This is a genomic window from Chryseobacterium koreense CCUG 49689 (assembly GCF_001045435.1).
GTDB classification, from domain to species: Bacteria; Bacteroidota; Bacteroidia; order Flavobacteriales; family Weeksellaceae; genus Kaistella; species Kaistella koreensis.
Genome location: NZ_LFNG01000007.1, coordinates 74,306 through 100,421, shown reverse-complemented (window position 1 = coordinate 100,421; position 26,116 = coordinate 74,306). Strand labels below are relative to the sequence as shown.

20 protein-coding genes are annotated in these 26,116 nt (G+C 41.7%); 9 read left to right on the top strand and 11 right to left on the bottom strand.

Annotated elements, in window-relative coordinates:
• Positions 1 to 187: 187 nt before the first annotated feature.
• Entirely contained in the window at positions 188 to 2,350 is a 2,163-nt protein-coding gene (locus ACM44_RS06780) for a TonB-dependent receptor plug domain-containing protein (RefSeq protein ID WP_241477151.1), read from the top strand.
• A gap of 91 nt (positions 2,351 to 2,441) precedes the next feature.
• On the opposite strand, the gene ACM44_RS06775 is transcribed toward ACM44_RS06780, so the two are convergent.
• The 4 genes from ACM44_RS06775 to ACM44_RS06760 form a co-directional block, all read right to left on the bottom strand.
• On the bottom strand, positions 2,442 to 3,956 hold the full coding sequence (locus ACM44_RS06775; protein WP_048499272.1) for a carbon-nitrogen hydrolase family protein: 1,515 nt from the start codon (positions 3,954 to 3,956) through the stop codon (positions 2,442 to 2,444).
• 50 nt (positions 3,957 to 4,006) lie between these two features.
• Complete coding sequence (locus tag ACM44_RS06770; protein ID WP_048499271.1) at positions 4,007 to 5,056, bottom strand: anhydro-N-acetylmuramic acid kinase; 1,050 nt, start codon at positions 5,054 to 5,056, stop codon at positions 4,007 to 4,009.
• A 132-nt stretch (positions 5,057 to 5,188) separates the two neighbouring features.
• Positions 5,189 to 5,779 (bottom strand): LPS export ABC transporter periplasmic protein LptC, encoded by a 591-nt coding sequence (gene lptC / locus ACM44_RS06765; protein ID WP_048499302.1) that lies wholly within the window; start codon positions 5,777 to 5,779, stop codon positions 5,189 to 5,191.
• Positions 5,780 to 5,839: 60 nt separating this feature from the next.
• Positions 5,840 to 7,111, bottom strand: coding sequence for a membrane protein (locus ACM44_RS06760; RefSeq protein ID WP_048499270.1), 1,272 nt, complete (start codon positions 7,109 to 7,111; stop codon positions 5,840 to 5,842).
• 201 nt (positions 7,112 to 7,312) lie between these two features.
• Between ACM44_RS06760 and ACM44_RS06755 the strand changes: the two genes are divergently transcribed.
• Positions 7,313 to 8,440 carry a DNA polymerase III subunit gene (locus tag ACM44_RS06755; protein ID WP_048499301.1) on the top strand — a complete coding sequence of 376 codons (1,128 nt, stop codon included), beginning with the start codon at positions 7,313 to 7,315 and terminating at the stop codon, positions 8,438 to 8,440.
• A gap of 31 nt (positions 8,441 to 8,471) precedes the next feature.
• Here ACM44_RS06755 and ACM44_RS06750 read toward each other — a convergent pair whose 3' ends face one another.
• The gene (locus ACM44_RS06750; RefSeq protein ID WP_048499269.1) at positions 8,472 to 8,708 is read right to left on the bottom strand and encodes a hypothetical protein; all 237 of its coding nucleotides are present in this window, start codon (positions 8,706 to 8,708) and stop codon (positions 8,472 to 8,474) included.
• Positions 8,709 to 8,872: 164 nt separating this feature from the next.
• Between ACM44_RS06750 and ACM44_RS06745 the strand changes: the two genes are divergently transcribed.
• The 4 genes from ACM44_RS06745 (at position 8,873) to ACM44_RS06730 (ending at position 13,654) form a co-directional block, all read left to right on the top strand.
• Complete coding sequence (locus ACM44_RS06745; RefSeq protein WP_048499268.1) at positions 8,873 to 9,496, top strand: TetR/AcrR family transcriptional regulator; 624 nt, start codon at positions 8,873 to 8,875, stop codon at positions 9,494 to 9,496.
• On the top strand, positions 9,483 to 10,778 hold the full coding sequence (locus tag ACM44_RS06740) for a TolC family protein (RefSeq protein WP_048499267.1): 1,296 nt from the start codon (positions 9,483 to 9,485) through the stop codon (positions 10,776 to 10,778). Before ACM44_RS06745 ends, ACM44_RS06740 begins: the two co-directional genes overlap by 14 nt.
• Positions 10,779 to 10,917: 139 nt before the next feature.
• Positions 10,918 to 12,021: an HlyD family secretion protein gene (locus ACM44_RS06735; RefSeq protein ID WP_048499266.1), complete on the top strand. Its 1,104-nt coding sequence runs from the start codon at positions 10,918 to 10,920 to the stop codon at positions 12,019 to 12,021.
• Positions 12,022 to 12,076: 55 nt separating this feature from the next.
• Entirely contained in the window at positions 12,077 to 13,654 is a 1,578-nt protein-coding gene (locus ACM44_RS06730; RefSeq protein WP_048499265.1) for a DHA2 family efflux MFS transporter permease subunit, read from the top strand.
• A gap of 69 nt (positions 13,655 to 13,723) precedes the next feature.
• On the opposite strand, the gene ACM44_RS06725 is transcribed toward ACM44_RS06730, so the two are convergent.
• Positions 13,724 to 14,626, bottom strand: a complete 903-nt coding sequence (locus tag ACM44_RS06725) for a CorA family divalent cation transporter (RefSeq protein ID WP_048499264.1) — start codon at positions 14,624 to 14,626, stop codon at positions 13,724 to 13,726.
• Positions 14,627 to 14,718: 92 nt separating this feature from the next.
• Here ACM44_RS06725 and ACM44_RS06720 point away from each other — a divergent pair, with 92 nt between their 5' ends.
• Positions 14,719 to 15,741: a 3-oxoacyl-ACP synthase III family protein gene (locus tag ACM44_RS06720; protein WP_048499263.1), complete on the top strand. Its 1,023-nt coding sequence runs from the start codon at positions 14,719 to 14,721 to the stop codon at positions 15,739 to 15,741.
• Positions 15,742 to 15,942: 201 nt separating this feature from the next.
• On the opposite strand, the gene ACM44_RS06715 is transcribed toward ACM44_RS06720, so the two are convergent.
• From ACM44_RS06715 to ACM44_RS06705, 3 genes are all read right to left on the bottom strand, one after another.
• Positions 15,943 to 16,368 (bottom strand): hypothetical protein, encoded by a 426-nt coding sequence (locus ACM44_RS06715; protein ID WP_048499262.1) that lies wholly within the window; start codon positions 16,366 to 16,368, stop codon positions 15,943 to 15,945.
• Positions 16,369 to 16,415: 47 nt separating this feature from the next.
• Positions 16,416 to 17,681: a M20 family metallopeptidase gene (locus ACM44_RS06710; protein WP_048499261.1), complete on the bottom strand. Its 1,266-nt coding sequence runs from the start codon at positions 17,679 to 17,681 to the stop codon at positions 16,416 to 16,418.
• A gap of 203 nt (positions 17,682 to 17,884) precedes the next feature.
• Positions 17,885 to 18,334: a hypothetical protein gene (locus tag ACM44_RS06705; RefSeq protein ID WP_048499260.1), complete on the bottom strand. Its 450-nt coding sequence runs from the start codon at positions 18,332 to 18,334 to the stop codon at positions 17,885 to 17,887.
• Positions 18,335 to 18,413: 79 nt separating this feature from the next.
• On the opposite strand from ACM44_RS06705, the gene ppdK reads away from it, so the two are divergent.
• Positions 18,414 to 21,197, top strand: a complete 2,784-nt coding sequence (gene ppdK / locus ACM44_RS06700) for a pyruvate, phosphate dikinase (protein ID WP_316932549.1) — start codon at positions 18,414 to 18,416, stop codon at positions 21,195 to 21,197.
• A 158-nt stretch (positions 21,198 to 21,355) separates the two neighbouring features.
• Here ppdK and ACM44_RS06695 read toward each other — a convergent pair whose 3' ends face one another.
• Positions 21,356 to 22,201 carry an isoaspartyl peptidase/L-asparaginase gene (locus ACM44_RS06695; protein ID WP_048499258.1) on the bottom strand — a complete coding sequence of 282 codons (846 nt, stop codon included), beginning with the start codon at positions 22,199 to 22,201 and terminating at the stop codon, positions 21,356 to 21,358.
• Between the two features lie 126 nt (positions 22,202 to 22,327).
• Positions 22,328 to 23,206: a cyanophycinase gene (locus tag ACM44_RS06690; protein ID WP_048499257.1), complete on the bottom strand. Its 879-nt coding sequence runs from the start codon at positions 23,204 to 23,206 to the stop codon at positions 22,328 to 22,330.
• 201 nt (positions 23,207 to 23,407) lie between these two features.
• On the opposite strand from ACM44_RS06690, the gene cphA reads away from it, so the two are divergent.
• Positions 23,408 to 26,035 (top strand): cyanophycin synthetase, encoded by a 2,628-nt coding sequence (gene cphA, locus ACM44_RS06685; RefSeq protein WP_048499256.1) that lies wholly within the window; start codon positions 23,408 to 23,410, stop codon positions 26,033 to 26,035.
• Positions 26,036 to 26,116: the final 81 nt, after the last annotated feature.

The window sequence follows — 26,116 nt, the reverse complement described above, 5'->3', positions numbered from 1 at the left end:
CGGGGTTCCGGTTTCCGAAGCCAATGTTTCCTACAATAATCAAACTTTTAGCACCGATAGCAACGGTTTCGTGAAGATTCCGATCGCCGGTACAGAACAGCAGCTGACGGTTGAAAAAGAATCTTTCCGCGGCTTTTCCAAAACGATCAAACCCACTCCGAAATACCAATCCATCAACGTTTTGTTTGTGAAATCGCAGAGAGAATCGGTAATCCAGGAGGTGGTTTTTCAGAAAAAAGGAAAACCGAAAATGACGGATTTGACCTCAATTGAGATTTCTACCAAGGAAGCGCAACAGGTTGCATCGCTTTCCGGTGGTGTGGAGGGACTTTTGAAGACATTGCCCTCTGTGAATTCCAATACTGAACTTTCTTCACAGTATATGGTAAGAGGCGGAAACTACGATGAAAACCTCATTTACATTAATGATATCGAAATCTATCGCCCGTTCCTGATCCGTAATTCTTTGCAGGAAGGTATGAGCATCATCAATCCGGATATGGTTCAGGCGATCAACTTTTCTGCCGGTGGTTTTGAGGCAAAATATGGCGATAAAATGTCCTCGTCCTTAAATATCTATTACAGACAACCCACCAAATTGGAACTTTCCGGGGAAGCAAGTTTGATCGGGGGAAGGCTTACAGCCGGTATGGCATCGAAAGACAAAAAATTCACTGCACTTTTTTCAGGACGATACCGAAACACGAATCTGGTTCTGAAGACTTTAAACGAAGATAGCGACTTCAATCCTTTGTACATTGATTTTCAATCCTATTTAAATTATAAGATCAATGAGAAATGGGATGTTTCTTTCATTGGATACTTCAGCAAAAACGACTACCAAATGGTGCCAAAAATGAAGGAGGTGGAATTCGGTTCGATTTTAATGCCGATGAAATTGAATGTGTATTACAACGGCCAAGAAGACGACCAGTACAAAAACATGATGGGAACCGCTTCGGTGAATTTCAAACCGAATAAAAAATGGCTTTTTACCCTCGATAATTTTGCCTACCAAAATCGCGAAAGGGAATATTATTCAATTGCTTCGGGCTATATGTTGCAGGCTTTCGATCCCAAAACCCAGGAACCGATGGTTTCCTATGATATTGGCGGACAGATTGACCATGCCCGAAATGACTTATTGGTAAGAACTTACGGCACCCAGTTTAAAACGCGATTTTCCCCGGATGTAAATACCGATTACGAGATCGGATTCAAATTTGAAAAAGAAAACCTAAAAGATTTCACGAACGAATGGCAATTGGTGGATTCGATCGGTTACAGCACTCCCAGAGACTGGACCAATCCGGGAACACTTGACCCTTCTCAACTGAAACTTCGTTTCCACATTGCGGGAGCAAACCATATCCAACCAACCAGAATGTCCGGCTATGCCCAATATTCGAAGAAGTTTTTCTGGGGAGAAAATAGGGTTTTTGTGAATGCCGGTGTTCGTGCTTCGCATTGGGATTTCAATAATGAGACGATTTTTTCGCCGAGGGCACAATTCGCCGTCAAACCGAATTGGGATTTGGACATGCTCTTTAAACTTTCAGGAGGAATCTATTATCAATCCCCTTTCTATAAAGAGATTAAGGACTTGGATGGCAACTTTAATCCCAACATAAAATCCCAAAGATCAATCCAGGCAATACTGTCAAATGATTTTGAATTCAAAATGGTGGAGCGACCTTTTAAACTCACTACCGAAGTCTATTATAAGAAACTGGATCACCTGATTCCGTATTATCTGGACAACGTGAGAATCCGCTATTCCGGGCAGAATAATGCCGATGGATATGCTTATGGAATTGACACCAGGTTATTCGGGGAGTTTGTTCCGGGTGTAGATTCCTGGGTTTCTGCGAGTTATGCGAGAGTTTATGAAAACATCGAAGGACAGGGTTATATTCCTAGACCAACAGATCCGCGATTCAGATTTTCAATGTTTTACCAGGATTATATGCCGAAATTTCCGTCGATGCGCGTAAACCTGACATTGGTTTATGCAAGCGGACTTCCTACCGGAACACCGATTGCGGTGGACGCCAATGGAAAACCGGATTTCTCGGCACCATATCAATTCCAAAGCACATTGCCTTCTTACAAAAGAGTTGATATTGGTTTGTCTAAAGTTTTCATTGACCAAAAGGACAACAAGGTTGCAGGCGGTTTCTGGAGCAATTTCAAGGAGCTGACTTTGGGTGTTCAGATTTTCAATGCATTCAACATCTTAAATACAGTAGCAAATCAATGGGTTACCGATGTTCAGACCGGTTACAGTTATCCCGTTCCGGTTCGTTTGACCGGCAGATTCTTCAACGTGAAACTTGATTTTAAACTTTAAAAATAGAAAATCCCGAAATTGAACGTTTCGGGATTTTTTTTTGAAATACGGCGTCGCTAAAGACAAGCGTGTTTTGTCGATTCTTGAGTTTTTACTCTATATCCCTAAACGAAACCACGTCATACAGATCGGTTCTCCGGTCACTTAAAGTCCGCACCGCACCATAATGATGGAGTTCTTTCAAAAGATTCAGATCCACATCCACAATCAGTGTGGTTTCTGTATTGGGTGTTGCTTCACCTTTGATCGCATTGGAAGGAAACGCAAAATCAGATGGGGTGAAAACGGCGGCTTGACCATATTGAATATCCATATTGTTCACGCCCGGCAAATTCCCAACACAGCCTGCAATCGCCACATAGCACTCATTTTCAATCGCTCTAGCTGCAGCGCAATGACGAACTCTGGTGTACGCATTCTGGGTGTCTGTAAGGAAAGGAACGAAGAGAATCTTCATGCCCTGATCTGCCAAAATCCTTGGTAATTCAGGGAATTCCACATCGTAGCAAATCATCAAACCTACTTTTCCGCAATCGGTGTTGATGACCTTTATCTCGTTTCCACCTTTCATCCCGTAAAGTTTTTTTTCATTTGGCGTGATATGGACTTTCCGGTACTCATCCATTTTTCCATTTCTGTGGAGCAGATAACTTGCATTGTAGAGTTCGCCGTTTTCTTCAATGGGCATGCTTCCGGCGATGATGTTGATGTTGTAACCAATTGCAAATTCCGAAAGCTTCTTTCGGATTTCCTCGGTCATTTCCGCTAATTTAAACATGGATTCCCGCTCTGTCAAATGGTTGAAAGGAGCAAGAAGCGGCGTGTTGAAAAATTCGGGAAACATGATGAAGTCTGATTTGTAATCCGCCATTGCATTGACGAAGAATTCCACTTGCTCATAAAACGCATCGATATCTTTGAAATGCCGCATCTGCCACTGAACCAAACCCAACCGAATTACCGAATCCTGCATTGTATTTGGTTTTTTGCTGTAGTAGATATTGTTCCATTGCAACAAAACGGCATTTTCTTCAGAGTGGGAGTCTTCGGGAAGGTAATGTTTAAGGACTTTTAGGGGAAGGAAATTATTCGCCAGTTGGAAACTCAGCACCGGATCATAAATCTCCTTTTTCCGAACCTGACTGATGTATTGTCTTGGCGAAAGCTCGTGACTGTGCAAATGGTAATTTGGAATCCTGCCACCAACGATGATTGACTTTAGGTTAAGTTTCTCGCACAACTCTTTTCTCGCATCATAAAGCCTTCTCGCCAGACGAAGCTCCCGATATTCCGGATCCACGAAAATCTCGATGCCATAAAGTACATTTCCTGTTTCAGAATGGGTGTCGAAGGTATAATTCCCAGTGATTTCCCGGTAAGTATGGTCGTCTCCAAACAGTTCATATTGCACGATTAATGAAAGACAAACCGCGGCGATTTTTTCGTCCACCGTGATACAGATTTGTCCCTCCGGAAAAATTTTGATGAGCTTTTGAATGCTCTTTTTTGACCAAATATTTTCCGACATTGCAGGATATGCTTTCTGCATTGTTTCTTTTAAGCCATCGTAATCTTCGATTTTCAATGCTCTTATTTCAATTTCCATAATTTCTGATTTAGGTTAAAGTAATTCACCGTTAATGGTTTCAAAATCCATCAAACCACGATTCCCGAAGAATGATCACGCGAACTTCCTGTTGCGGAAGAAAGAACGTTGGTTTCATGATTCATCCTTAAAACGCCCATCAATGCAAAGATTAATGCTTCTTTGTAATCAATCAGATTTTTATCAGGGACTATAATTTCTGCGGTTGTTTTGGATCTGATCTTCTCGATGAGAAACGAATTATAAGTTCCTCCACCGGTAAATAGTATTTTTTTTAGCTGGTTTTGCCGGAAGGTTTCCGCAATCTGAAAAGCAGCATGTTCCGTGAAAGTCGCCAAAATGTTTTCAGGTTTTTCACCGATTAACAATGGTGAAACATTTTGATTCACCCATTCAATTCCTAAGGATTTCGGGGGATTTTCTGCATAGAATTTTAGTGAATTCAGGGCGGACAATATTTCGGAATTCACTTTTCCAATCCGTGCTGAAGCTCCGTTTTCATCGAAGTTTTTCCCCAATTCCCGGGCGAATTTGTTCAAAACGCTATTCACCGGACAAATATCGAACGCCACTCTTTCATGTTCTTTTTTAAAGGAAATATTAGAAAACCCGCCGAGATTTAAACAGGCATCATACTCCGAAAAAAGCAGCTCGTCCCCGATGGGAACTAATGGAGCCCCGTTTCCGCCCATCAGAACATCCTGGCTCCGAAAATCATAGACCACCGGAATTGGATTGAGTATCTTGATGGCTCTTCCGTCGCCAATCTGCAAAGTGAACTTCCGTTTCGGTTGGTGAAAAACCGTGTGTCCGTGTGATGCGATTAAATCTATTTTTTCTAACGAATATTTGTCGATAAAATCTTTCACTTTTTCACCCAAATAAAATCCATATTCGGAATGAAGTGCCAAAAGTTCTTCGGGATTTAGCTGAATCGAATTTCGCAGTTTTCCTTCCCACACATCAGAATAGGGGAGCGTTTCCGCATGCAGAATATGGTGATTCCATTTTCCGACTGAATTTTTTTCAAAGGATGCGTAACAAATATCAAGTCCGTCAACGCTGGTTCCCGACATCAAACCAATTGCGTGAAAAATCATTGGAATAAAATTTACCCTAAATTTAAGGAAAAGAATTCGGAAATACGAATTGCGAAATTAGAATTACGGATCATGGATAAATGCTCATTTCAACACCAAACCATTCAACCACTCGTTCATTCAAACATTCTGTCAACGTCCTTTTTCCGGAATCTTTTTGGCGTTAATATTCCCGGAATTGTTGTAGAAAGTATATTCAGAAAAATCGTCTTTTGCCCGCATTCCATTTGCACCTACAAGTGTGGAACCGTCTTTATCCGTCACATAAACGGTGTCTGAAGTATAGATGATTTTCTTCACCTGATCCCAGTAAACCGATTGCATGGCGAACATCTGGTTTTCACTGGTGATTATTTTCACGTTTCCTTTTGCCTCGTAGAACTTTTTCTTCTCGTTGAATTTCGCATATTTTGCATTGATTTTCCCGGGCACATCAGGTTTCTTTTTGTCGTAAAATAAGATATTGATTCCTTTTCTGGCCACAATATAGGGCGAATCGATAAACTCGAACTTCTCGATCAAGGGAGCGGTTGCGCGAAGTTTCACCATTCCGGAATCCCGCTGCACAATATTGGCGTTGTTGATGATTTGGGATGCGAAATTGGTGTTCTTGTTCTTATTGATTTGGGTGAGGTCCTCTTCACAGGAATTCAGCACAAAAAATATAGCACAACCAAAAACGGCGGCTATATTGATTTTTAATATTTTTAGGATGGAATTCATTGCTCCGGAAAGGTCTTTTGAGAGCGGATTTTTTCTTTTTCCGATTCTCACCGCGGCATCTTAATCGTAAAGACGTTTTTGGAACCATTTATCGGCAAAATTGATACCGATTTTCAAGTTGATGAAATTCTGGCGGATCATATTGTTGCTCAAAGTCCCTCTTTGTCCCAGCTCAATGCCAAGATCGATTCCGCTCATTCTGTTTGCACTGCGGTTTTCGAATGGCAGAGTCATTCCACCGGTAATCGCAAACTGATTGATATTTGTTCCACCAAATTGAAGGTTTCCTTTTTCATAATACGCACCGTATCGATAGGTTACCCTGGAAAAATAATTTCTGAAGTTGTTGTAGTTGGGCAAATACCATCCACCCAAAGCAATTCTGTAAGAATTCTGATATTCAAATGGCTGTCCCAAGAACTGGATGGTTTCCCCTTTTTTGAAGTCGAGCTGCGATCCTACAAACCATTTTGCGTCTTTTCCCAAACCAGCTCCCAGAGAGAATTCCATTGGAATAAGCTGTTTGTCTTTGCTCCATTTTTCGTCAATGATCTGCTCATTTGCTTTTTGGTCAGCAATATAATAGTAGGTGCTGTTTTTGTAATAGGTTTCCATTTGTCCGGTATTCCCAAACGTGTAAGTCGCACCCAAAGTAAGTTTGCGGTCTTTTTCAAGTTTCTTCTGGTAAGCTCCACCCAACGTGAAGTTGAAAGACTTCACCTTATTTTTTGTGGAATATCCGTTGATCAGAGGAGCGTCTGAGAAGGTAAGCTCGTTGATATCATAAAGGTTTCCGAAATAAAAATTGGTTCTGAAACCCAATCCCAACTCCGGTGAAAGCTGATAGGAAAGTGCAGCTTGAACAGTGCTTAAAGTTCCTTCGCCGATAAAACTTTTGGCTTCCACAGTTCCATTTGAAAGTGTGGAACTGGTCAGGATATTATATCTTTTTGAGCTGAACGGTTGATAACCCATCCCAAATTTCACTTTGTTGGAAATCGGGAAAGCAATGGTGATGTTCGATAGATAGCTCGAATGTTTGGTCACACTGGAGTTGTCAAAATCCGATTTGAAGAAATTATTCTCATTGGTTGCCTCGAATTTCAGCGTGGAAAGTTCCATGTTTTTATTCGCTGCGGGATTGCTAAAATTGAAATTGTTGTTGAAATCCCAAATATACGCGGTGGAAATACCGCCCATCGCATTAATATCCACGGTATTGTCATATTTTACGTCACCGATTCCAAAGGCGGCATAGGGCGAATTACCAATCGATTGAGCCTGTGCAAAAAAACCAGCAGCGACGAGTGGTAAGACAAGAAATTTTTTCATTCTTTATTTTTAAAAATAATGCGCAAATATCTTAAATATTACTGAATTGAGAAAATTTATGCGGGTTAAAGTTTGTTAAGTGGGTTTGACGGTTGTGTGATGGGATGCGAGTTTCGCCAAATCAGCATTTTGGTGGAAAAAAGTTCAAGCTTTATGATCATGAACTCCAGTTCCAACCATATTTTTCACTATTTTTACGGCATGAATTGGGAACAAATCGCAGGTCAGGAAAAACTCAAAAACCTTTTAAGAGAAAGTATTCGCGACAATCGGGTGAGTCATGCCCAGCTTTTCGTGGGCAAAAGTGGATATGGATCATTGCCGCTTGCGCTGGCTTTCGCCAAAGAAGTTTTCCGCAAAGAAAACGAACATTCGGCTTCTAAAATTGAGACCTTAAATCATCTTGACCTCCATTTCAGCTTTCCGGTTTATAAGAATAAGACCGAAAAAATTGAAGGAAGATCTTCGGAATTTTATAGCCAGTTCCGCGAAATGATTCTGGAAAACCCTTATGCAGACAATGAAGACTGGAGTGGAAGTCTGGAATCAGAAAATAAGCAGCTCACGATTTATGCGGAAGAAGTGGATGAGCTGGTCAGCAAATTTGCATTAAAAAGTTTTGAAGGCGGAAGCAAAATCCTCATCGTTTGGCAAGCCGATAAAATGAATATTTCGGCAGCTAATAAATTCCTGAAGTTTTTGGAAGAACCACCTGAAGGAACCTTGATTATCTTGATTGCTGAAAATACCGACAATATTCTGCCAACGATCTTTTCCAGAACCCAGCTCGTGGAAATCCCCCGAATTGCAGATGAAGATGTGAATGCCTATTTGAGGGAAAATTTTGATTTAGCTGAAGAAAAAATCCAGGAAATCGTCTTCCAGTCGCAAGGAAATCTAAATGCAGCCAAAAGACTTCTGCATTCCGACGAATCCGATTCCGAATTTGAAGAACTATTTATCACCTGGGTTCGCGAAGCTTTTCAGGTGAAAAAAAAGCCGGAATTCCTGAAGAACATCGTTTTCTGGGGAAGAAACATCGCCGGCTGGAACCGGGAAAAACAAAAGAATTTCCTGAATTATTGCGGCGAAATGTTTCGTCTTGCCTTACTGCAGAATTACGGAAACGAGAATTTGGTCTATAAAAAAATAGATTCCGGCGGATTCAAGTGGGAAAGCTTTTCAAAATTTATACACGGTGCCAATATCGAAGCAATTTTAGAAGAAATTTCCGATGCGGATTACCATCTGGAAAGAAATGCGAACGCCAAAATTGTCTGGACAGATTTGGGGATTAAACTTTCGAGGTACATCCATAAATCGGCATAAAAAAACCACCTGTTCGGTGGTTTCATTTTTTCTAGGCCGCTTTTTTGGCTTCTTCTTTTTTCTCTTTGGAAGCGTTCATCTTGCAATCCTTGTGGTCTTTCATATCACAATTCTTGTGGTCCTTCATGTCGCAAGCTTTAGCATTCTTTTTGGAATCCATCTTACATTCCTTTTTGTCTTTTCCTGCACAGCAGTCTTTCTTAGGAGCTTCTTGAGCGAACGACGCCGTGAAGGCCGCGATCGCCAAAATAGAAATTATTTTTTTCATATCGAATTGATTTTTATTTCGTTAGTCGGTGCGAAGTTAAAAATATTTTCGAAACGAATTAACCGTTTTTTCACTTTAATTTATTTTTAATAAAAAGTATCAATCAATCGTTTGATTATTTCAAATTGTTGTTTAAATTTGCACCCGCAAAAAATCAAGAATTCATGATTTCAAAAGAAGAAAATATTTTGCTCGCCGCTGAAAAACTCTTTGCAGAAAAGGGTTTCGATGCAACTTCGACCCGCGAAATCTCTGCTGCCGCCAATGTGAATGTCTCGATGATTTCCTATTATTTTGGTTCAAAGGAACAAATGCTCGAGAAACTTTTTGAGTACAGAATGAAGGAAAGCACAGATTTCACGAAAACAATTTTGCACCGCGAAGACCTTAATGAATGGGAAAAACTAATGATGGTGGTGAATTCCTACATCGGACGTGTGGAGAGGCTGAAAGATTTCTACAGAATAATGCAAACCGAACAAATCACCAACAAGAATCCCCAAATTAACGATTTCATGAAGGTTTCAAAGCTTGGGTTTCTGAAAGTGTATGAGGAACTATTGCAAAATGGGAGTGCAAACGGTGTGTTCACCACGATACCTCACGTGGAATTTCTACATGCAACCATTATCGGAACCGTGTTTTATGCGTTCAATGGAATGAATCTTTACCGAGAATTCAATGATAAAAATTTAAGTCCAGAAGAATATAAGAAAACCTATTTTGAAAATTTAAGGAAACACATTAAACAATTATTAAAAGACCTTTTAGGTTATGACGAAAAATAAGATCACCGCGTTATTTCTTTTTGCAACTGCATTACTTCAGGCGCAGGAAAAAAGATTGCTCACTTTGGACGAAGCGGTTTCCTTGGGAATCCAGAACTCCAAAAACCTGAAAATAGACCGGGCAAAAATTGAGGAAGCCACCGCCAATTATCTGGAGGCGAAAAATAACAGGCTTCCTTCTTTAAAAGCATCGGCAAGTGCTTTGGCTTTAGCAAATGCGAATGTAGATTTGAAGATTTTGCCACCATCACAAAATGGTGGAAACGGACCAAAAGCAAACTCGGCCTTTCTGGGTCAGATTTCTGCTTCTATGCCGCTTTATGCGGGAGGAAAAATCAAATACGGAATCCAATCCGCGGAATATTTGGTGGAAGCATCAAAACTAAGCGCTGAAAACGATAAAGTCGCGATCGCTTTTAATGTGTCGCAAGCTTATAACAACCTGTTCAAAGCGAATCAGGCCATTAAGGTTTTGGAAGAAAATCTCACTGCCTCTCAAAAACGGGACGAATCATTCCAGAAACTAGAAAACAACGGAATCATTGCAAGAAACGACCGCTTGAAAGCCAATCTTCAGACTTCCAATATCGAATTGCAATTGCTTGAAGCGCACAATAATTTCAACATTGCGACGGTCAATATGGATTTGCTTTTGGGCCTTCCCGAAACTACCGAAATTGAAATCGATCAAAATTACATCTCGGAACTTACAGAAAATCAGCCCGTTTCATATTATATGAATCAGGCAATTTCCAACAGAAAGGATTTGCAGGCTTTGGCTTATCAAAGAAAAGCCGCCGAACTGGTGACGAAAGCCGCAAAAGCAGAAAATTTACCCACAATTGCTTTGACCGGAGGATATATCGCGGCAGAGGTGCCGAAAATTTTGACTGTAACCAATGCTGCAAATATTGGATTGGGAATTCAGTACAACCTCGACAATCTGTGGAAAAAAAACTCAGCATTATTGAAGGCACAATCCAGAGAAAAACAATTGGAAGCGACCAACGATTTGTTGAATGACCAGATAAAACTCGATATCAATCGCGACTATCAAAATTCCGAGTATGCGAAAAAGAAAATTGCTGTTTATGAAAAAGCTGCTGCGCAAGCCAACGAAAATTACAGAGTGACCAAAAACAAATATGAAAACGGTTTAGCGACCATCACCGAACTTTTGGATGCAGATGCCGCGCAAGTTTCGGCCAACGTGAATGTCATTAATGCAAAAGCGGATGCAGCTTTAGCCTATAGAAAATTATTGCAAACGGTAGGATTGTGACTAAAATGATGGAGTGGAATGATGGTGCAGAAAATAAAAACTAAATTTTCTGACACTTTCAGACCGCCTCCAATCCATCGCGAAATTGAGATCCATTTGCCGAAAAAGGCAACCTTCAACATTTAAACAAAAATTCAAAATGAATACTGAACCAGAACTTTTTCCAGAAACTAAAAAGAAAAAATCACCTATTTTCCCAATTGTGCTTGCAGCGGTTTTGCTGATTGGCGGATTTTTTGGATACCGAACTTATTCCTATGGAAAAACTCATGAGGAAACAGACGATGCGCAAATTGCGTCCAATATGTCTCCCGTTATTTCTAAAATTTCAGGGTATGTGAGCGAGGTGAAAGTGAAAGACCACCAATTCGTGAAGAAAGGCGACACGCTAATCGTCCTGGATAATCGCGACCAGAAAATGAATTTGGAATCGGCGATTGCGGCTTTGGGAACAGCAAGAAGCAATGTAAGAACGGCAACTGCATCAACGAATGCGGCCGCTCAAAATATCAACACCACCAATGCGGCGATTGCGACAGCCAACGCACAAATTGAAGCCGCAAAAGTAAACGTATGGAGAACAACCCAGGATTTGAACAGATATGCAAACCTGGTGAAAGACCACACAATCACCCAACAACAGTATGAAACCGCTTTGGCTGCTAAACAATCTGCCGACCGACAATTGCAGGTGTTGATTGACCAAAAAAATCAGGTTTCCCAGCAAACAGGAATCGTGCAGTCCCAAACCGCTGCAAGTTCCGAACAAATTGGCGTTGCCAATGCGGTGGTGAAACAAAGAGAAGTGGATGTGGAGAACGCAAAACTCAATTTATCTTACACGGTGATTCTAGCTCCGGCGGATGGTTTTGTTTCCAAAGTTCCGATCCAGAAAGGGCAATTTTTGCAGGAAGGCTCTCAATTGTTCAGTTTGGTTCGCGATAACGATAAATGGGTTATCGCCAATTTCAAGGAAACCCAGCTTTCAAAAATGGTGGAAGGGCAAAAAGTGGAAATTAAAATAGACGCCTTTCCGGGGCAGATCTTCCATGGTGTGGTGACTTCTTTTTCCCCGGCAACTGGTTCCTCTTTTTCGATTTTGCCACCAGACAATGCCTCCGGAAACTTCGTGAAAGTGGTTCAAAGACTTCCGGTAAGAATTGATTTCGTGAAACTGAATCCTGAAATTTCGAAAAAACTACGGGCGGGAATGAATGTGCAGACCACTGTGGAATTAGAATAGCGGAAAGTCCGGAAAATCATTATTTCATTATTAATTTTTAATTCTAATTCAATCCATGCAGGATTCTTTAGTCGAATACGGCGCAAGACGCGTCATCATCACCATCACTGCCATTCTTTGTGCGTTGCTCGAAATCGTGGACTCCACGATTGTGAATGTTGCGCTCAATGAAATGAAGGGAAATCTCGGGGCCACACTTTCGGAAGTGGGTTGGGTGATCACGGCATATGCCATTGGAAACGTGATTATCGTTCCCATGACGAGCTGGCTTTCCCAGCAATTTGGAAGGAGAAATTACTTCGCGGCTTCGATTATTATTTTTACGATATTTTCTTTTCTCTGCGGAAACGCGACCAATATCTGGGAACTCGTTTTCTTCAGATTGATGCAGGGAATCGGTGGTGGAGCACTTTTGGTGACTTCGCAAACCATTATCACCGAATCTTACCCCATTGAGAAAAGAAGTATGGCGCAAGCGATTTACGGACTCGGTGTAATTATTGGCCCGACTTTAGGTCCGCCTTTAGGAGGCTACATTGTGGATAATTATTCCTGGCCTTATATTTTTTACATCAATATTCCGATTGGAATTGCGGCCACTTTGATGACTTTGCAATTTGTGAGAAGTCCAAAATTCTCCGAAAAACGGAAAGTGAAAGACGTGGATTGGCTCGGAATCGGTTTGCTGGCTATTTTTGTGGGTTCACTGCAATATATCCTGGAAAAAGGTCACGAAGAAGACTGGTTCGATAGCAACGTGATTATTTTCCTTACCGCCACAGCAATCATCGGATTTATTCTTTTCCTTTGGCGGGAACTCACATTCAGATATCCCATCGTGGAATTGAGGGTTTTGAAAAATGGAAACTTAAGGATCGGAACGGTGATGTCCTTCATTCTCGGTTTCGGATTGTATGGATCCACTTTCATCATTCCGCTTTATACGCAAAGTATTTTGGGATGGACCGCATTGCAAGCCGGAGCATTGATGATTCCTGCAGCGTTGACTACCGCGTTTATGATGCCGATTATCGGAAGATTACTGACACGTGGTGCAAAACAGCAGATTTTGGTTTCGCTCGGACTTTTGATCTTTTTTATTTATAGCTTTTGGGGCTATAAGATTCTCACGCCGGATACCGGAAAATCAGATTTCTTTTGGATGCTGATTGTTCGCGGAGCCGGATTAGGACTGCTTTTCATCCCGATTACATCATTGGCTCTTTCCACTTTGAAAGGCCAGGAAATTGGTCAGGGAGCGGCGTTCACGGGAATGATGCGGCAATTGGGAGGTTCGTTCGGAATTGCGGCGATCACCACTTTTATTGCAAATCGAACTGTTCTTCACCGTGCGACTTTAGACGCCCACCTTAATATGAACGATTTTAATGTTCAGCAAAGGATCGCCGGATTGACAGCAAGTTTTCAGGCGAAAGGTTTGACACCGGATGCGGCGCTGCAATCCGCCTACAAATTATTGGATTTATCAGTGCTGAAACAGGCAACCGTTCTTTCTTATATGGATGTTTTCCTTTATTTGGGAATTTTGTTTCTCATCTGTATTCCTTTTGTATTGTTTGTGAAGGAAAGGAAAGGAAGGGAAGTCATCGATGTAGGTGAGGCGATGCATTAACGAATTGCAAAGGTTAGTTTTCATAAAAGCGGTTTGAGGAAATTTTCTGAGGCCGCTTTTACTTTGAAATCACCATTTTTTCTTCCTCACATAAAAGAAAGTCAAAATGGCAATCAGCCCCATTACACCAAGAATCGTGAAATAGGCGAGAGGATGATGCAGTTCGGGCATATTGTCGAAATTCATTCCATAGATTCCCGCAATGAATGTCAATGGAAAAAAGTACATGGCATAAATCGAAAGTACCTTCATCACTTGGTTTGCACGTTGGTCGCTCATGGCAAGGAACATGGAAATCAAGTTGGTGATTTGCGCATTGAGGTGTTCGAAATCGGCGATTACGTCCTTGTGTTTGTCAATCAGGTCAGTTATTTCTGCTTCCTTTAAATTCAAAACCCTGAATTTATCGACCCAAGCTGAGGAAATATTCAGAATTCTGGTATTGAGACCGGATTTTCGTTTTAATTTGTAAAGTCGCCGGATTTGCACAGAGTCATTCGTTTTTTTCAGGAAGATTTCATTTTCCATATTGTCCATGGTTTCCAGAAGGTTTTGGGACTCGTCGTCAAACGATTTCATCACCTTTAAAGCCAATTTCAGGGCGATTTCTTCCGGATGGGAATCCTTGTTTTCGGGAAGAAAAATTTCCTTTTTCATCTCGTAAATGCTGCGGTTCTTCATCCGATGTGTGGTGATGATCAGTCCGTTCATTAGGAAAATGCCCAATTTGGTACTGATATCACTGATCGTGTTTAGATTTTGCCTTTCCAGTTCGGTATTTTCACGCATCAGGAAAAACTTCACATTTCCGTCCTCTTCAAATTTCGGGAGGTGATTTGGATCAATGGTATCCTCCAGAATCAACTGGTTGATTTCATACCTTTCATGCAGGAAATTCAGATCGTCTTCAGTGGGAGCTTCCACGTCGATCCATTCGCAGTGTGGGTTTCGGAAAATGATTTCTATTGCCATAAAGCAAATTTAAATAATATTTTCCGTTGGAATCCGCTATTTTTTCTATGTTTCAAATATGAAGTATCTTTGCGCAAATTTTTAAATTTATTATGACTAAAAGCATTATAAAGGGAATCGGACATTATGTGCCTGAAAATGTGGTTACTAATGACGATTTATCAAAGCTCATGACGACCAATGACGAATGGATTACCGAAAGGACAGGGATTAAGGAGCGTCACCACCGAAAAAATAGAAATGATTCTGAGGAAACCACAGCTTACCTTGGTTTTAAGGCAGCAGAAATCGCCATTAAAAATGCAGGATTAACCGCTAAAGATATTGACTATATTGTCTTCGCCACCCTTTCTCCCGATTATTTTTTCCCGGGATGCGGCGTTTTGGTTCAGGAAATGCTCGGTTGCGAAACAATCGGCGCATTGGATGTCAGAAATCAATGTTCGGGATTTGTTTATGCGATGAGTGTAGCGAATGCTTTCATTAAGTCAAATATGTACAAAAACATCCTGGTCATCGGAGCTGAAGTTCATTCTTTCGGACTTGATTTTTCTGATGCTGGAAGAGGTGTTTCTGTGATTTTCGGTGATGGAGCAGGAGCGGTGGTTCTTTCCGCAACCGAAGTTGAAAACGCGGGTGACATCCTCGCGGTAAATATGCACTCAGAAGGGAAATATGCGGACGAACTCTGCACCAAATTCCCCGGTTCAAAATATGGTTGGAGCGACAGAATGCGACTGGAACCGGAAAACGTGACCGATGCCGAAGTTTACCCGATCATGAACGGAAACTTTGTTTTCAAGCACGCAGTAACCAGATTCCCCGAAACCATGATGGAAGCCTTAAAATCAGCCGGAAAAACCACCGAAGATTTAGACCTTTTCATTCCACACCAGGCGAATTTGAGGATTGCGCAATTCGTTCAGCAACGATTCGGGCTTCCTGATGAAAAAGTGTTCAACAATATCCAAAAATATGGAAATACTACCGCCGCTTCCATCCCAATTGCGTTGAGTGAGGCAATTCAGCAAGGAAAAGTAAATCGCGGAGATTTGGTTTTGCTATCTGCTTTTGGCAGTGGATTTACTTGGGGAAGTGTTTTGTTTGAATATTAACTATATGTAGATAAATATTAAAAAATGCACTTCAAAAAGTGCATTTTTTTGTGAACATTAATTGTATTACACGTTACGCTTTTATCGATTTAAAGTAGAACCGAGAATCTGCTTTAAAAATTTTAACAAACGATTTCAAAACGGCAAATCTTCAGCCTGAACCTCATCTAAGCCATCATGCTTGTTTTTAACCATATTACATTATTTCAAGCAGTTGCAGTATTCTTCCCACTCACATTCTGGTGCACAACCAGCGCAAAAATCATAAATTACAAATCCAGCATTCATGGGTGTGAAATCATTTTCCAGAACGTTTTTCCTTAAAAACGCATACCTTTTTTCCACTGGCATACTTTCGGGATAATCAATTCCGGCATTCCAAGTTTCCAACATTTCATCGAACGCCTCTAGCGTAATTTTCATGTCTTCCTCCGAAAAAATTTCCGGCGGAGGAAAATTCTCGATCTGCAGTCCGGTGTAGTAGGAAAGGGGCTTTTCAACTTCACTATTAGCAAACCGTTCCATTTCTTCCGCGAATGTGGCAATGGTAATTTTTTGCGGAATATTCGATTCGTGTAGTTGTGCCGCTTTGATGTCGTCAATTAAGACTGGAAGGTAAGGATGCATGGTATTGTTTTTTTAATTTAATTGTAAGTTTTTCTATTTCTCGGCAATCATTCGAGCCAAGCCAAAGCCGCGGTCGCCATCGCCTGTAATCCGGTTTTTAGAGTAGGGTGAATAACGGGTGCAAATTTTGGGGAGTGATTACTTGGAATGGAATTCAGCTGATTTTTTTCCACAGCATCTCGAAATGTTTTCGGATCGGTACCGCCCACAAACCAAAATACATAAGGAACTTTCCAGTTTCTTCCAAATATGCTAAAATCCTCGCTGGCGGATGCAGGCATGGTTTCATGGGCATTCTCTCCGAATTGCGCATGGAAAGCTTCTGCAACTTTTTCGGTTGCGGCCGCATCGTTTTCAGTGAGTGGGTAGCTGTCCAGCTCTGTAAATTCCGGATCCTGTGGAGCGTTCGAGGCGCTGCATTCGGCACAGCAGATTCGTTTTACTGCAGAAAGGATATGGTCTTTCACCCCATCGTTAAAGGTTCGGATATTTAACTTGAGGGTCGCGTCATCTGGGATAATGTTTTCTTTCGTTCCGGCTTGCAATGCGCCAATGGTCAATACCGCATTTTCACTTGGTGCGATCTCTCTTGAAATAATGGTCTGGAGACGAATTGCTGTAGATGCCGCCATAATCACAGGATCTACTGAGGTTTGGGGAGAAGATCCGTGAGCACCTTTTCCAAATAGTTTTACCTTAATGCTGTTGCCCGCCGAAAGTATCGCCCCGCTTCTGTAGCCCACCGTACCGGCTTCACCCACCATGACGTGTTGTCCCAGAATAATGTCGGGTTTTGGAAATCGCTCCATCATTCCGTCATCAATCATACTCTGCGCACCTCTGCCGACTTCTTCACCGGGCTGGAAAACGACCATCAAAGTTCCTTTCCATTGGTCCTTGTATTCTGAAAACAGCCTCGAAAGACCCATGAGCCAGGTCACATGGATATCGTGCCCGCAAACATGTGAAATGCCCACTTCAACTCCGTCTTCATCTCTGCCCACTTTGGTGCTTGCATAGGGCAGTCCGGTATTTTCAGTTACGGGAAGTGCATCCATATCCGCACGAAGCATTACCACGGGACCTTCGCCATTTTTCATCACACCTACCACACCGTGTGCTCCGACGTTGGTGGTTACTTCAAAATGATATTTCTCCAGGTAATCCGCGGCTATTTTCGCGGTGCGAACTTCCTGCATGGATAGTTCGGGATTTTGATGGATGTCTTTGTAAATGTTCTCCAATTCCGGCAGCATGGCCTCTACAAAGCTTTCTGTGTTTTTATTAAACGATTTGATTTGATTGGTGTCCATAATTTTTCAAATTATTAATACTCAATTATGCAATTTCGAAAAACTAAGTTACGAATATTTCATTCCATGATTTAGATTGAATCGAACAATTTTTGTCGTCGATATGATCACAGATGACAAAATACGCATTAAAGTCTGCCGTCTGGGCGAAATCAAATAATGACAGAGGTTGAATTTTATCGACTTCCTTTGAAGTGGGCAGACTATAGGGTCGGGAAACGGTTGCGACTAGAAATCCATTGATCTATAAATAATTTGAATTTTAGAATTTCGGATTGTCCCGGAATCTCACATAGTATCCAATAAAAATCCCCTTCCTTATTTATTATTTCATAAATATACTTATCCCCCTTCTTGCTGAAATTTTTCCTCGCATGATTATTGCATTCAATGAATTCCAATTCGAACTTGGTTTTGTCAATCCAGTGATAAAACAATTTTGAATAGCTTCCGTCGGAAAAATTTTCAGTCCAATATTTGTGGTCAGTTCTTACTTCAGTTTTTTCTCCGGTATATTCTAAAGAGATATTTTCTAAAGCGGATGCAGATTGTAAACAAAATAGTTCTTCGCAGAATCCGCAGTCGATATCTAGGAACTTTCTGATCGCTATTTTAAGTTCCAACTGACTTTTCTCAATATTGACAATTGTCATTTTCAAAATAAGCGTGGATTCATTCAAATCACCGTAAATTTACATGTGATTTGATACGAAATAATTAAAATTATCTATAATGACTACAATGTTAAAAGCGAAACCTGCTGCAGCGAGAGCAGCTGCAAAAAAAACAGAAAAGTATGTCTATTCCTTCGGTGGAGGAAAAGCAGAGGGTAATGAATCAATGAAGAACCTGCTCGGTGGAAAAGGAGCAAATCTCGCAGAAATGGCGGGACACAAAGACCTGAAACTTCCGGTTCCTCCTGGATTTACGGTAACCACGGAAGTGTGTACTTATTTCTATGACCACAAAAAGACTTATCCGAAAGATTTAGAAAAACAAATAAAATCCGCTCTTGCTGAAGTGGAGCAGCTGATGGGCAAAAAATTCGGTGACGTTAAGGATCCGTTGCTGATGTCAGTTCGTTCCGGCGCCAGAAGATCCATGCCGGGAATGATGGATACCGTTTTGAATATTGGTTTGAACGATGAAACAGTAAAAGGACTCATCGCGAAATCCGGCGACGAGAGATTTGCTTATGATGCCTACAGAAGATTGGTAATGATGTATGCCGATGTGGTGATCGAAAAAGCAGGCGGAATGGAACCTGCAAAAGGAAAAGGAATCCGTAAATTGATGGATGAACGCTTGGAGGAAGTAAAAAAAGAGAAAGGAGTACATCTGGATACCGAACTTTCTGCGGATGACCTGAAAAAGTTGGTGAAAGAATTTAAGGCTTTGACCAAAAAACATCTGAAAGTAGAATTCCCGGAAAATCCTTGGGATCAGCTGATGGGCGGAATCGGTGCCGTGTTCGCATCCTGGAACGGGAAGCGTGCGATCGAATACCGAAGAATTGAAAGAATTCCAGATGAATGGGGAACCGCAGTAAATGTTCAGGCAATGGTGTTCGGAAATATGGGTGAAGATTCCTGTACCGGAGTTGCCTTCACCAGGAATCCCGGTAACGGAGACAACCATTTCTATGGCGAATACCTGATTAATGCACAGGGAGAAGACGTGGTAGCTGGAATCAGAACACCGGCTCCTATCAATGAAACTTCAAAAAACGACCATTCGAAAAATCTGTTGACTTTGGAAAAATTCATGCCGAAACAATTCAAAGAACTGGATGAGTACCAAAAACGCTTGGAAGCCCACTACAAAGACATGCAGGACATTGAGTTCACCATTGAGAAAGGAAAACTCTTTATGTTGCAATGCAGAGTAGGTAAACGAAACGGTGTTGCCGCTGTGAAAATGGCGGCCGACATGTTCAAAGAAAAACTCATCGATGCAGATACCGCAGTGATGAGGGTTGCTCCAAACCAATTGGTAGAACTGCTTTTGCCAATGATCGATCCTGAAGAAGAAAAGAAATACAAACCGGTTGCCAAAGGTCTTCCTGCAGGTCCAGGTGGAGCAGTAGGTAGAGTGGTTTTCTCTTCTGAAGATGCGGTAGAATGGGGATTGAAAGGCGAAAAAGTGATTTTGGTCCGCGAAGAAACTTCACCGGAAGATGTGGATGGAATGCATAGATCTCAAGCGATCCTTACCACAAAAGGGGGCATGACTTCTCACGCAGCACTCGTTGCCAGAGGTTGGGGAAAATGCTGCATCGTGGGTTGCTCCGATATTGAAATTCACGAAAAAGAAAAATATTTCGTAACCAATTCCGGCAAAAAAATTCACGAGGGAGAATGGTTGACCATGAACGGAACAAAAGGTGTGGTTTATGAAGGCGTTTTGCAACTTACCAATTCTGATTTGAATAAAAATGAGTCGTACAAAACCCTCATGAAATTAGTTGACAAAGCCAAAAAACTGGGGGTAAGAACCAATGCCGACACTCCAAAAGATGCCAAACAGGCAACTTATTTCGGTGCAGAAGGAATCGGCTTATTCAGAACCGAGCACATGTTCTACGGTGAAGGAAGCGAAAAGCCTTTATTCCTACTCAGAAAAATGATCATGAGTACCACCGTGGATGAAAGAAAAGAAGCACTGCATGAGTTATTTAAATTTGTGAAAAAAGACATCAAGGCGACTTTGGAGGTGATGGATGGAAATCCAGTAACCATCCGTTTGCTTGACCCACCTTTGCATGAATTTGTTCCTCACGATAAAGAGAAATTACAGGAATTGGCGAAAGAATTAGGCGTAAGGATGAGCGTCCTGAATCGAAGAATTCTCGCGCTTCATGAAAACAACCCAATGTTGGGACACCGCGGAGTTCGACTCGGAGTTTCTTATCCTGAAATTACAGAAATGCAGGTTCGCGCGATATTGGAGGCAGCAGGTGAACTTCAAAAAGAAGGCAAAAAAGCCTATCCTGAAATCATGATTCCTGTAGTAATGGGTCGCCACGAGTTAACTCACCAAAAAAATATCGTGGACAGTGTATATAGTGAAGTCCTTGAAAAATTGGGTGTGAAAAATATTCCTTACCTCTATGGAACAATGATCGAAACTCCAAGAGCCGCTTTGAAAGGGGATTCCATGGCGCAGGTTGCTGATTTCTTCAGTTTCGGAACTAATGACTTGACACAGATGTCGTTCGGTTTCTCAAGAGACGATATCGGCGGTTTCCTTCCAAAATATCTGGACTTGAAACTGTTGCCGGAAGATCCTTTCGTTTCCATCGACCAAACAGGAGTTGGGGAATTGGTGAAAATCGGTGTGGAAAAAGGACGTTCCGTAAAACCAAAACTAAAAGTGGGAATTTGCGGCGAACACGGCGGGGATCCGGAATCCGTAAAATTCTGCCACAAACTCGGATTGAATTACGTGAGTTGCTCGCCATTCCGGGTTCCGATTGCGAGATTGGCTGCAGCACAGGCAGCGATAGAAGAAAAGTAAATTTTCGTAGTCATTATGAAACAGCCGCTACTTTTGGAGTGGCTGTTTTTTTATGAAAATCTGCATTGCACATTTTATCGGTCGGTGAGATTTTGGCCCATGATTCCGAAAATCATACAGAATTATTTATCAGGAGAAATTTAAATGGTACGCGAAATTTATTCGAAAACCGTCATCCTTTCCCCATCAAAACTTGCAAAAACCATTTTCGGGTAAGATTCTTGGTGAAACATGTTTCCGTTTTTGTCAACACCGATTGCACCAGCAAAACCGTCGATTTCGGCTAATTCAGAAAAAGTTTTTTCAAAAGCATTTTTTATGGTCATTCCGTCGGTAACTCGGGTCACGATTTTTGCGGCAGTGGCATTGCTCACAATATCTTCACCAACTCCGGTACAGCTTACGGCACAAAAAGAATTGGCATAATTTCCGGCAACCGTAGCGGAATCGGAAATTCTCCCTGCCAATTCAAAACCTTTTCCGCCGGTAGAAGTTGCAGCTGCTAGATTTCCGTCTTTGTCCAACGCAACGCAGCCCACTGTTCCTTTTCCTCCATTTTTCAGTTTTTCTTCGTACTCTTTCCTTCTTTGAGGAATTTCAGTGGAGAAATCTTCGAAACCGTTTTCTGTTGCGTATTTTTTTGCGCCATTTCCACCTAAAACCCGGTCGTCTTCTTTCATTAAAATTTGGGCGACTTCAATGGGGTGCCGCACATTTTCAATATTGATCACGCCCGAAAATTTCTGGGTTTCGCCATTCATCAAAGACGCGCTCATCCTGATTTTTCCGTCGCTTTGAATTTGAGAACCGGTTCCGGCATTGAACAGTTCGTCGTCTTCCAAAAGGGAAACAGCAAATACCACCGTTTCTTCCGCGGAATTGTTTTTCAAAAATTCAAAGGACTTTTTGGCGATTTCTTTCAATGCATTTTGCTTGGCGATTTTCGTATCGTGACTTTGGTCACTTTCGGAAAAAAATCCACCGTGGATAAGGAGACAGCTCATTTTGGTTTAAGGTTTCGTGTTGTTTGAATTTGTTTGAGGCCTGTCTGTCGGCAGGTAGAATCTTGTTAAATTGCATCGCGAAGGAAAATTCACTGCGACGCGATTCACTCGAAGAAATGTACTTCATCAAACCATCGGGTGATACTGGGAATTCATAATTTTGAGTTCCTTGGTTTTCAGGTTAAATTCATCATTTTGGGACATCACGTGAACCGTCAGATTATCGATGGAAATCGGTTGTCCTAATTCAATCTTGGTAAGATTGGTGTCTTTAATAAATCTTCCGTCCACCAAAATAACCAGTCCGGATCCGATTGCGGTCATCGTTTCATCTTTGATAAAAAGTCCCGTATCCTCACCCAAACCGATTCCCAATGTACGCGGATTGTTGACTACCGCCTGAAACAGTCGTCCAATTCTTCCTCTTTGAACAAAATGGGTATCCACAATCACATTTTCAATGAATCCCAAACCTTGTGTGGTTTTGATTTCACCTTTTAAAAGTGCTTCGCTGCTGGAACCTTGATAAATCATGTTTTCCGATGAGGCTGCAGCGCCTGCTGAAGTTCCGGCATATATGAAATCTTGCTCTTGATATTTCAATAAAATAGCGTCATGAAAACGTGTTCCACCCAGAATTGAGGTTAACCGAAGTTGGTCGCCTCCAGTTAGCAACACCACATCTGCTGCATTTGCCCTGGCTACGATGGGATCCGAATTCGCCTGTTCACGGTTTTGAATATCGAGAATGTTTACATTTTTTGCTCCCAGAAACTCAAACGCTTTTTTGTATTCCGGACCCACGATTTGAGGAATCTGAGATGCCGTGGTAATGATTTCGAAAACAGAATCCTCTTTGAAACGGGACTCGTTGATGATTTTTCTGAGAATTCCCTTCTCAAAAAAATTGAGATTCTTTTCGATATTGCTGTCGTAATCGGTTTCCGTAAAACTGCCCTTGTTCACGGCACCACCGATGATTACTAATTTTCCTGAAGGTGTCATATCTTGCAAATTTAAAAAAATTATCCACTCAGAAAACCCGCATTGGTGAATATGTTGAGTTTAGAGAAAATTCATCTGATTTTCAATTCGATTGAATTAATGGTGATTTTTTTTGATTATTTATTTCTAATTTTTAAGCTTTTCCATTATCTTTGGAATTATGTTCGAAAAATAAACTTTTAAATAAAGACCAGTTTCCCCATGAAAATCGAAAAAATACAAGTATTGAGAGGTCCAAATATCTGGAGCATCAGAAGAAAGAAATTGATCCAAATGCGTTTGGATTTAGAAGAACTGGAAGAATTGCCGACCAACAAAATCCCGGGATTCAGGGAAAGGCTGGAAGATTTGATTCCGTCATTATACAGCCATCGCTGTTCGGAAGGAGTTGAGGGCGGATTCTTTCAGCGTGTGGATATGGGAACCTGGATGGGACATGTGATCGAACATATTGCACTCGAAATTCAAACTTTGGCTGGAATGGACACTGGTTTTGGAAGAACCCGCGAAACGAAATCGCCGGGAATTTATAATGTGGTCTTTTCCTATATCGAAGAAAACTGTGGGATTTACACCGCTGAACAAGCTGTGGAGATCGCCCGCTGTTTGGTGGAAAATAAAAAATACGATTTAGAAAATTGTATTCAAAAGTTAAGGGAAATCAGAGAAGAGGTAAGGTTGGGTCCCTCTACCGGAAGTATTGTGGAAGAAGCGGTTGCCAGAAATATTCCGTGGATTCGTTTGGGTAAAAATTCCTTGGTTCAATTGGGTTATGGCAAAAATCAGCAGCGATTTCAAGCGACCATCACCGGCAACACGAGTTCAATCGCCGTGGATATTGCTTGTAATAAAGAACTCACCAAAAAAATGCTGGACGATGCCGCAATTCCCGTTCCAATAGGAGATCTGGTGGTGGACGAAGAAGATTTGGAACGGGTGATCAGGCGAATTGGTTATCCGATTGTCTTGAAACCTCTGGATGGAAATCATGGTCGCGGACAAACCATCAATGTAAATGATTGGGAAACAGCAAGGATCGGACTTCAACATGCGCAAACCGTTTCCAGAAAAGTGATTGTGGAAAGGTATATCACCGGTTATGATTTCCGGGTTTTGGTCATTAACCACAAAATGGTTGCCGCTGCAAGAAGAGTTCCGGCAAATGTGGTGGGCGATGGTGAAAATAACATCCGGCAACTCATCGACAAAGAAAATCTTGACCCAAGAAGGGGATACGGCCACGAAAATGTTTTGACGGAAATCCTTGTCGATAAAGATACGAACGAACTTTTAGAAAAATTGGGATACACCCTTGAAACCATTCCGCAAAAAGGAGAGATTGTTTACCTGAAATCTACGGCCAACCTTTCTACCGGAGGAACATCCATCGACGTGACCGATATGGTGCACCCGGAAAATGTGACGATGTGTGAAAGAATCTCAAAAATCATCGGACTTGATGTTTGCGGAGTCGATATCATGGCGGAAAATCTTACCCAGCCTTTAAAAGAAAGTGGCGGAGCCATTCTGGAAGTAAACGCAGCTCCGGGTTTCCGAATGCATCTCGCACCAAGCGAAGGATTGCCAAGAAACGTTGCCGCACCCGTCGTCGATATGCTTTATCCGCCGGGAAAACCGGTGCGGATTCCGATCATAGCGGTTACCGGAACCAACGGAAAAACTACTACGACCAGACTGATTGCACATATCGTTAAGAACAACGGTTATAGAGTGGGTTTCACCACTTCAGACGGAATTTACATCCAAAATACCATGCTCACGAAAGGGGACACAACCGGACCCATTTCGGCGGAGTTTATCCTTAAAGATCCTACCGTGGAATTTGCCGTTTTGGAAACCGCGAGAGGCGGGATTCTTCGTTCAGGATTAGGGTTCTCTTATTGTGACATCGGTGTTTTGACCAATATCAAGGAAGACCATTTGGGATTAAATGACATCCATAATTTGAAAGATTTGACCCGGGTAAAACGGGTGGTTTTGGATTCGGTGAAGAAAGACGGTTGGAGCGTGATGAACGCCGATGACGAATATTCAATGCGACTGATGCCGGAAATCGATTCGAAAGTGGCCATCTTCAGTTTAGACGAGAATAATCCGCATATCAAAAAATTTGCGAAAGAAGGAAAAATCACCTGCGTTTATGAAGAAGGTTTTATCACCATTAAAAAGGGAGATTGGAAAATCCGCATCGCGAAAGCGACCAGCATTCCCATTACGATGGAAGGTAAAGCGAAGTTTATGATTGCCAATGTTTTGGCGGCGAGTTTGGCAACTTATCTCCACGGTTTTGAAATAGAGGATATCGCTAACTCGCTTCGAACTTTCATTCCCAGTGCACAACTGACACCGGGCAGGTTGAATATTTTTAAATTTAAGAATTTCAAGGTTTTAATTGATTTCGCACATAATCCTGCTGGTTATGAGGCGATTGAAGATTATCTGAAAAATGTGGAAGCCACCAAAAAAATCGGCATCATTGCCGGAGTGGGAGACCGAAGAGACGAGGACATTTTTGAATGTGGAAAAATCGCAGGAAGAATGTTTGACCATATCATCATCAGAAACGAAAAACATCTGCGGGGAAGAACGGAAGAGGAAATCAACGGACTAATTATTTCCGGGCTCCAGGAATCGGGCAGTCCTGTAAATTACGAAATCATCCCGAAAGAAATCGAGGCATTGAAACACGCGATCAGCATGGCGGAAGAAGGAACCTTCATCACAGCGCTTTCCGATGTGGTTTCCAATGCGATTGATTTGGTGCAAGAATATCAGAATAAGGAGATATTGGAAGAAGGGAAAATGTAGTAGTGCACGATAGTGTTTTTGCAAGAAAAAGCGTTTGGAATATCTCGACATGAATCGCATCGTTGCAGAAAAGTATCGGGC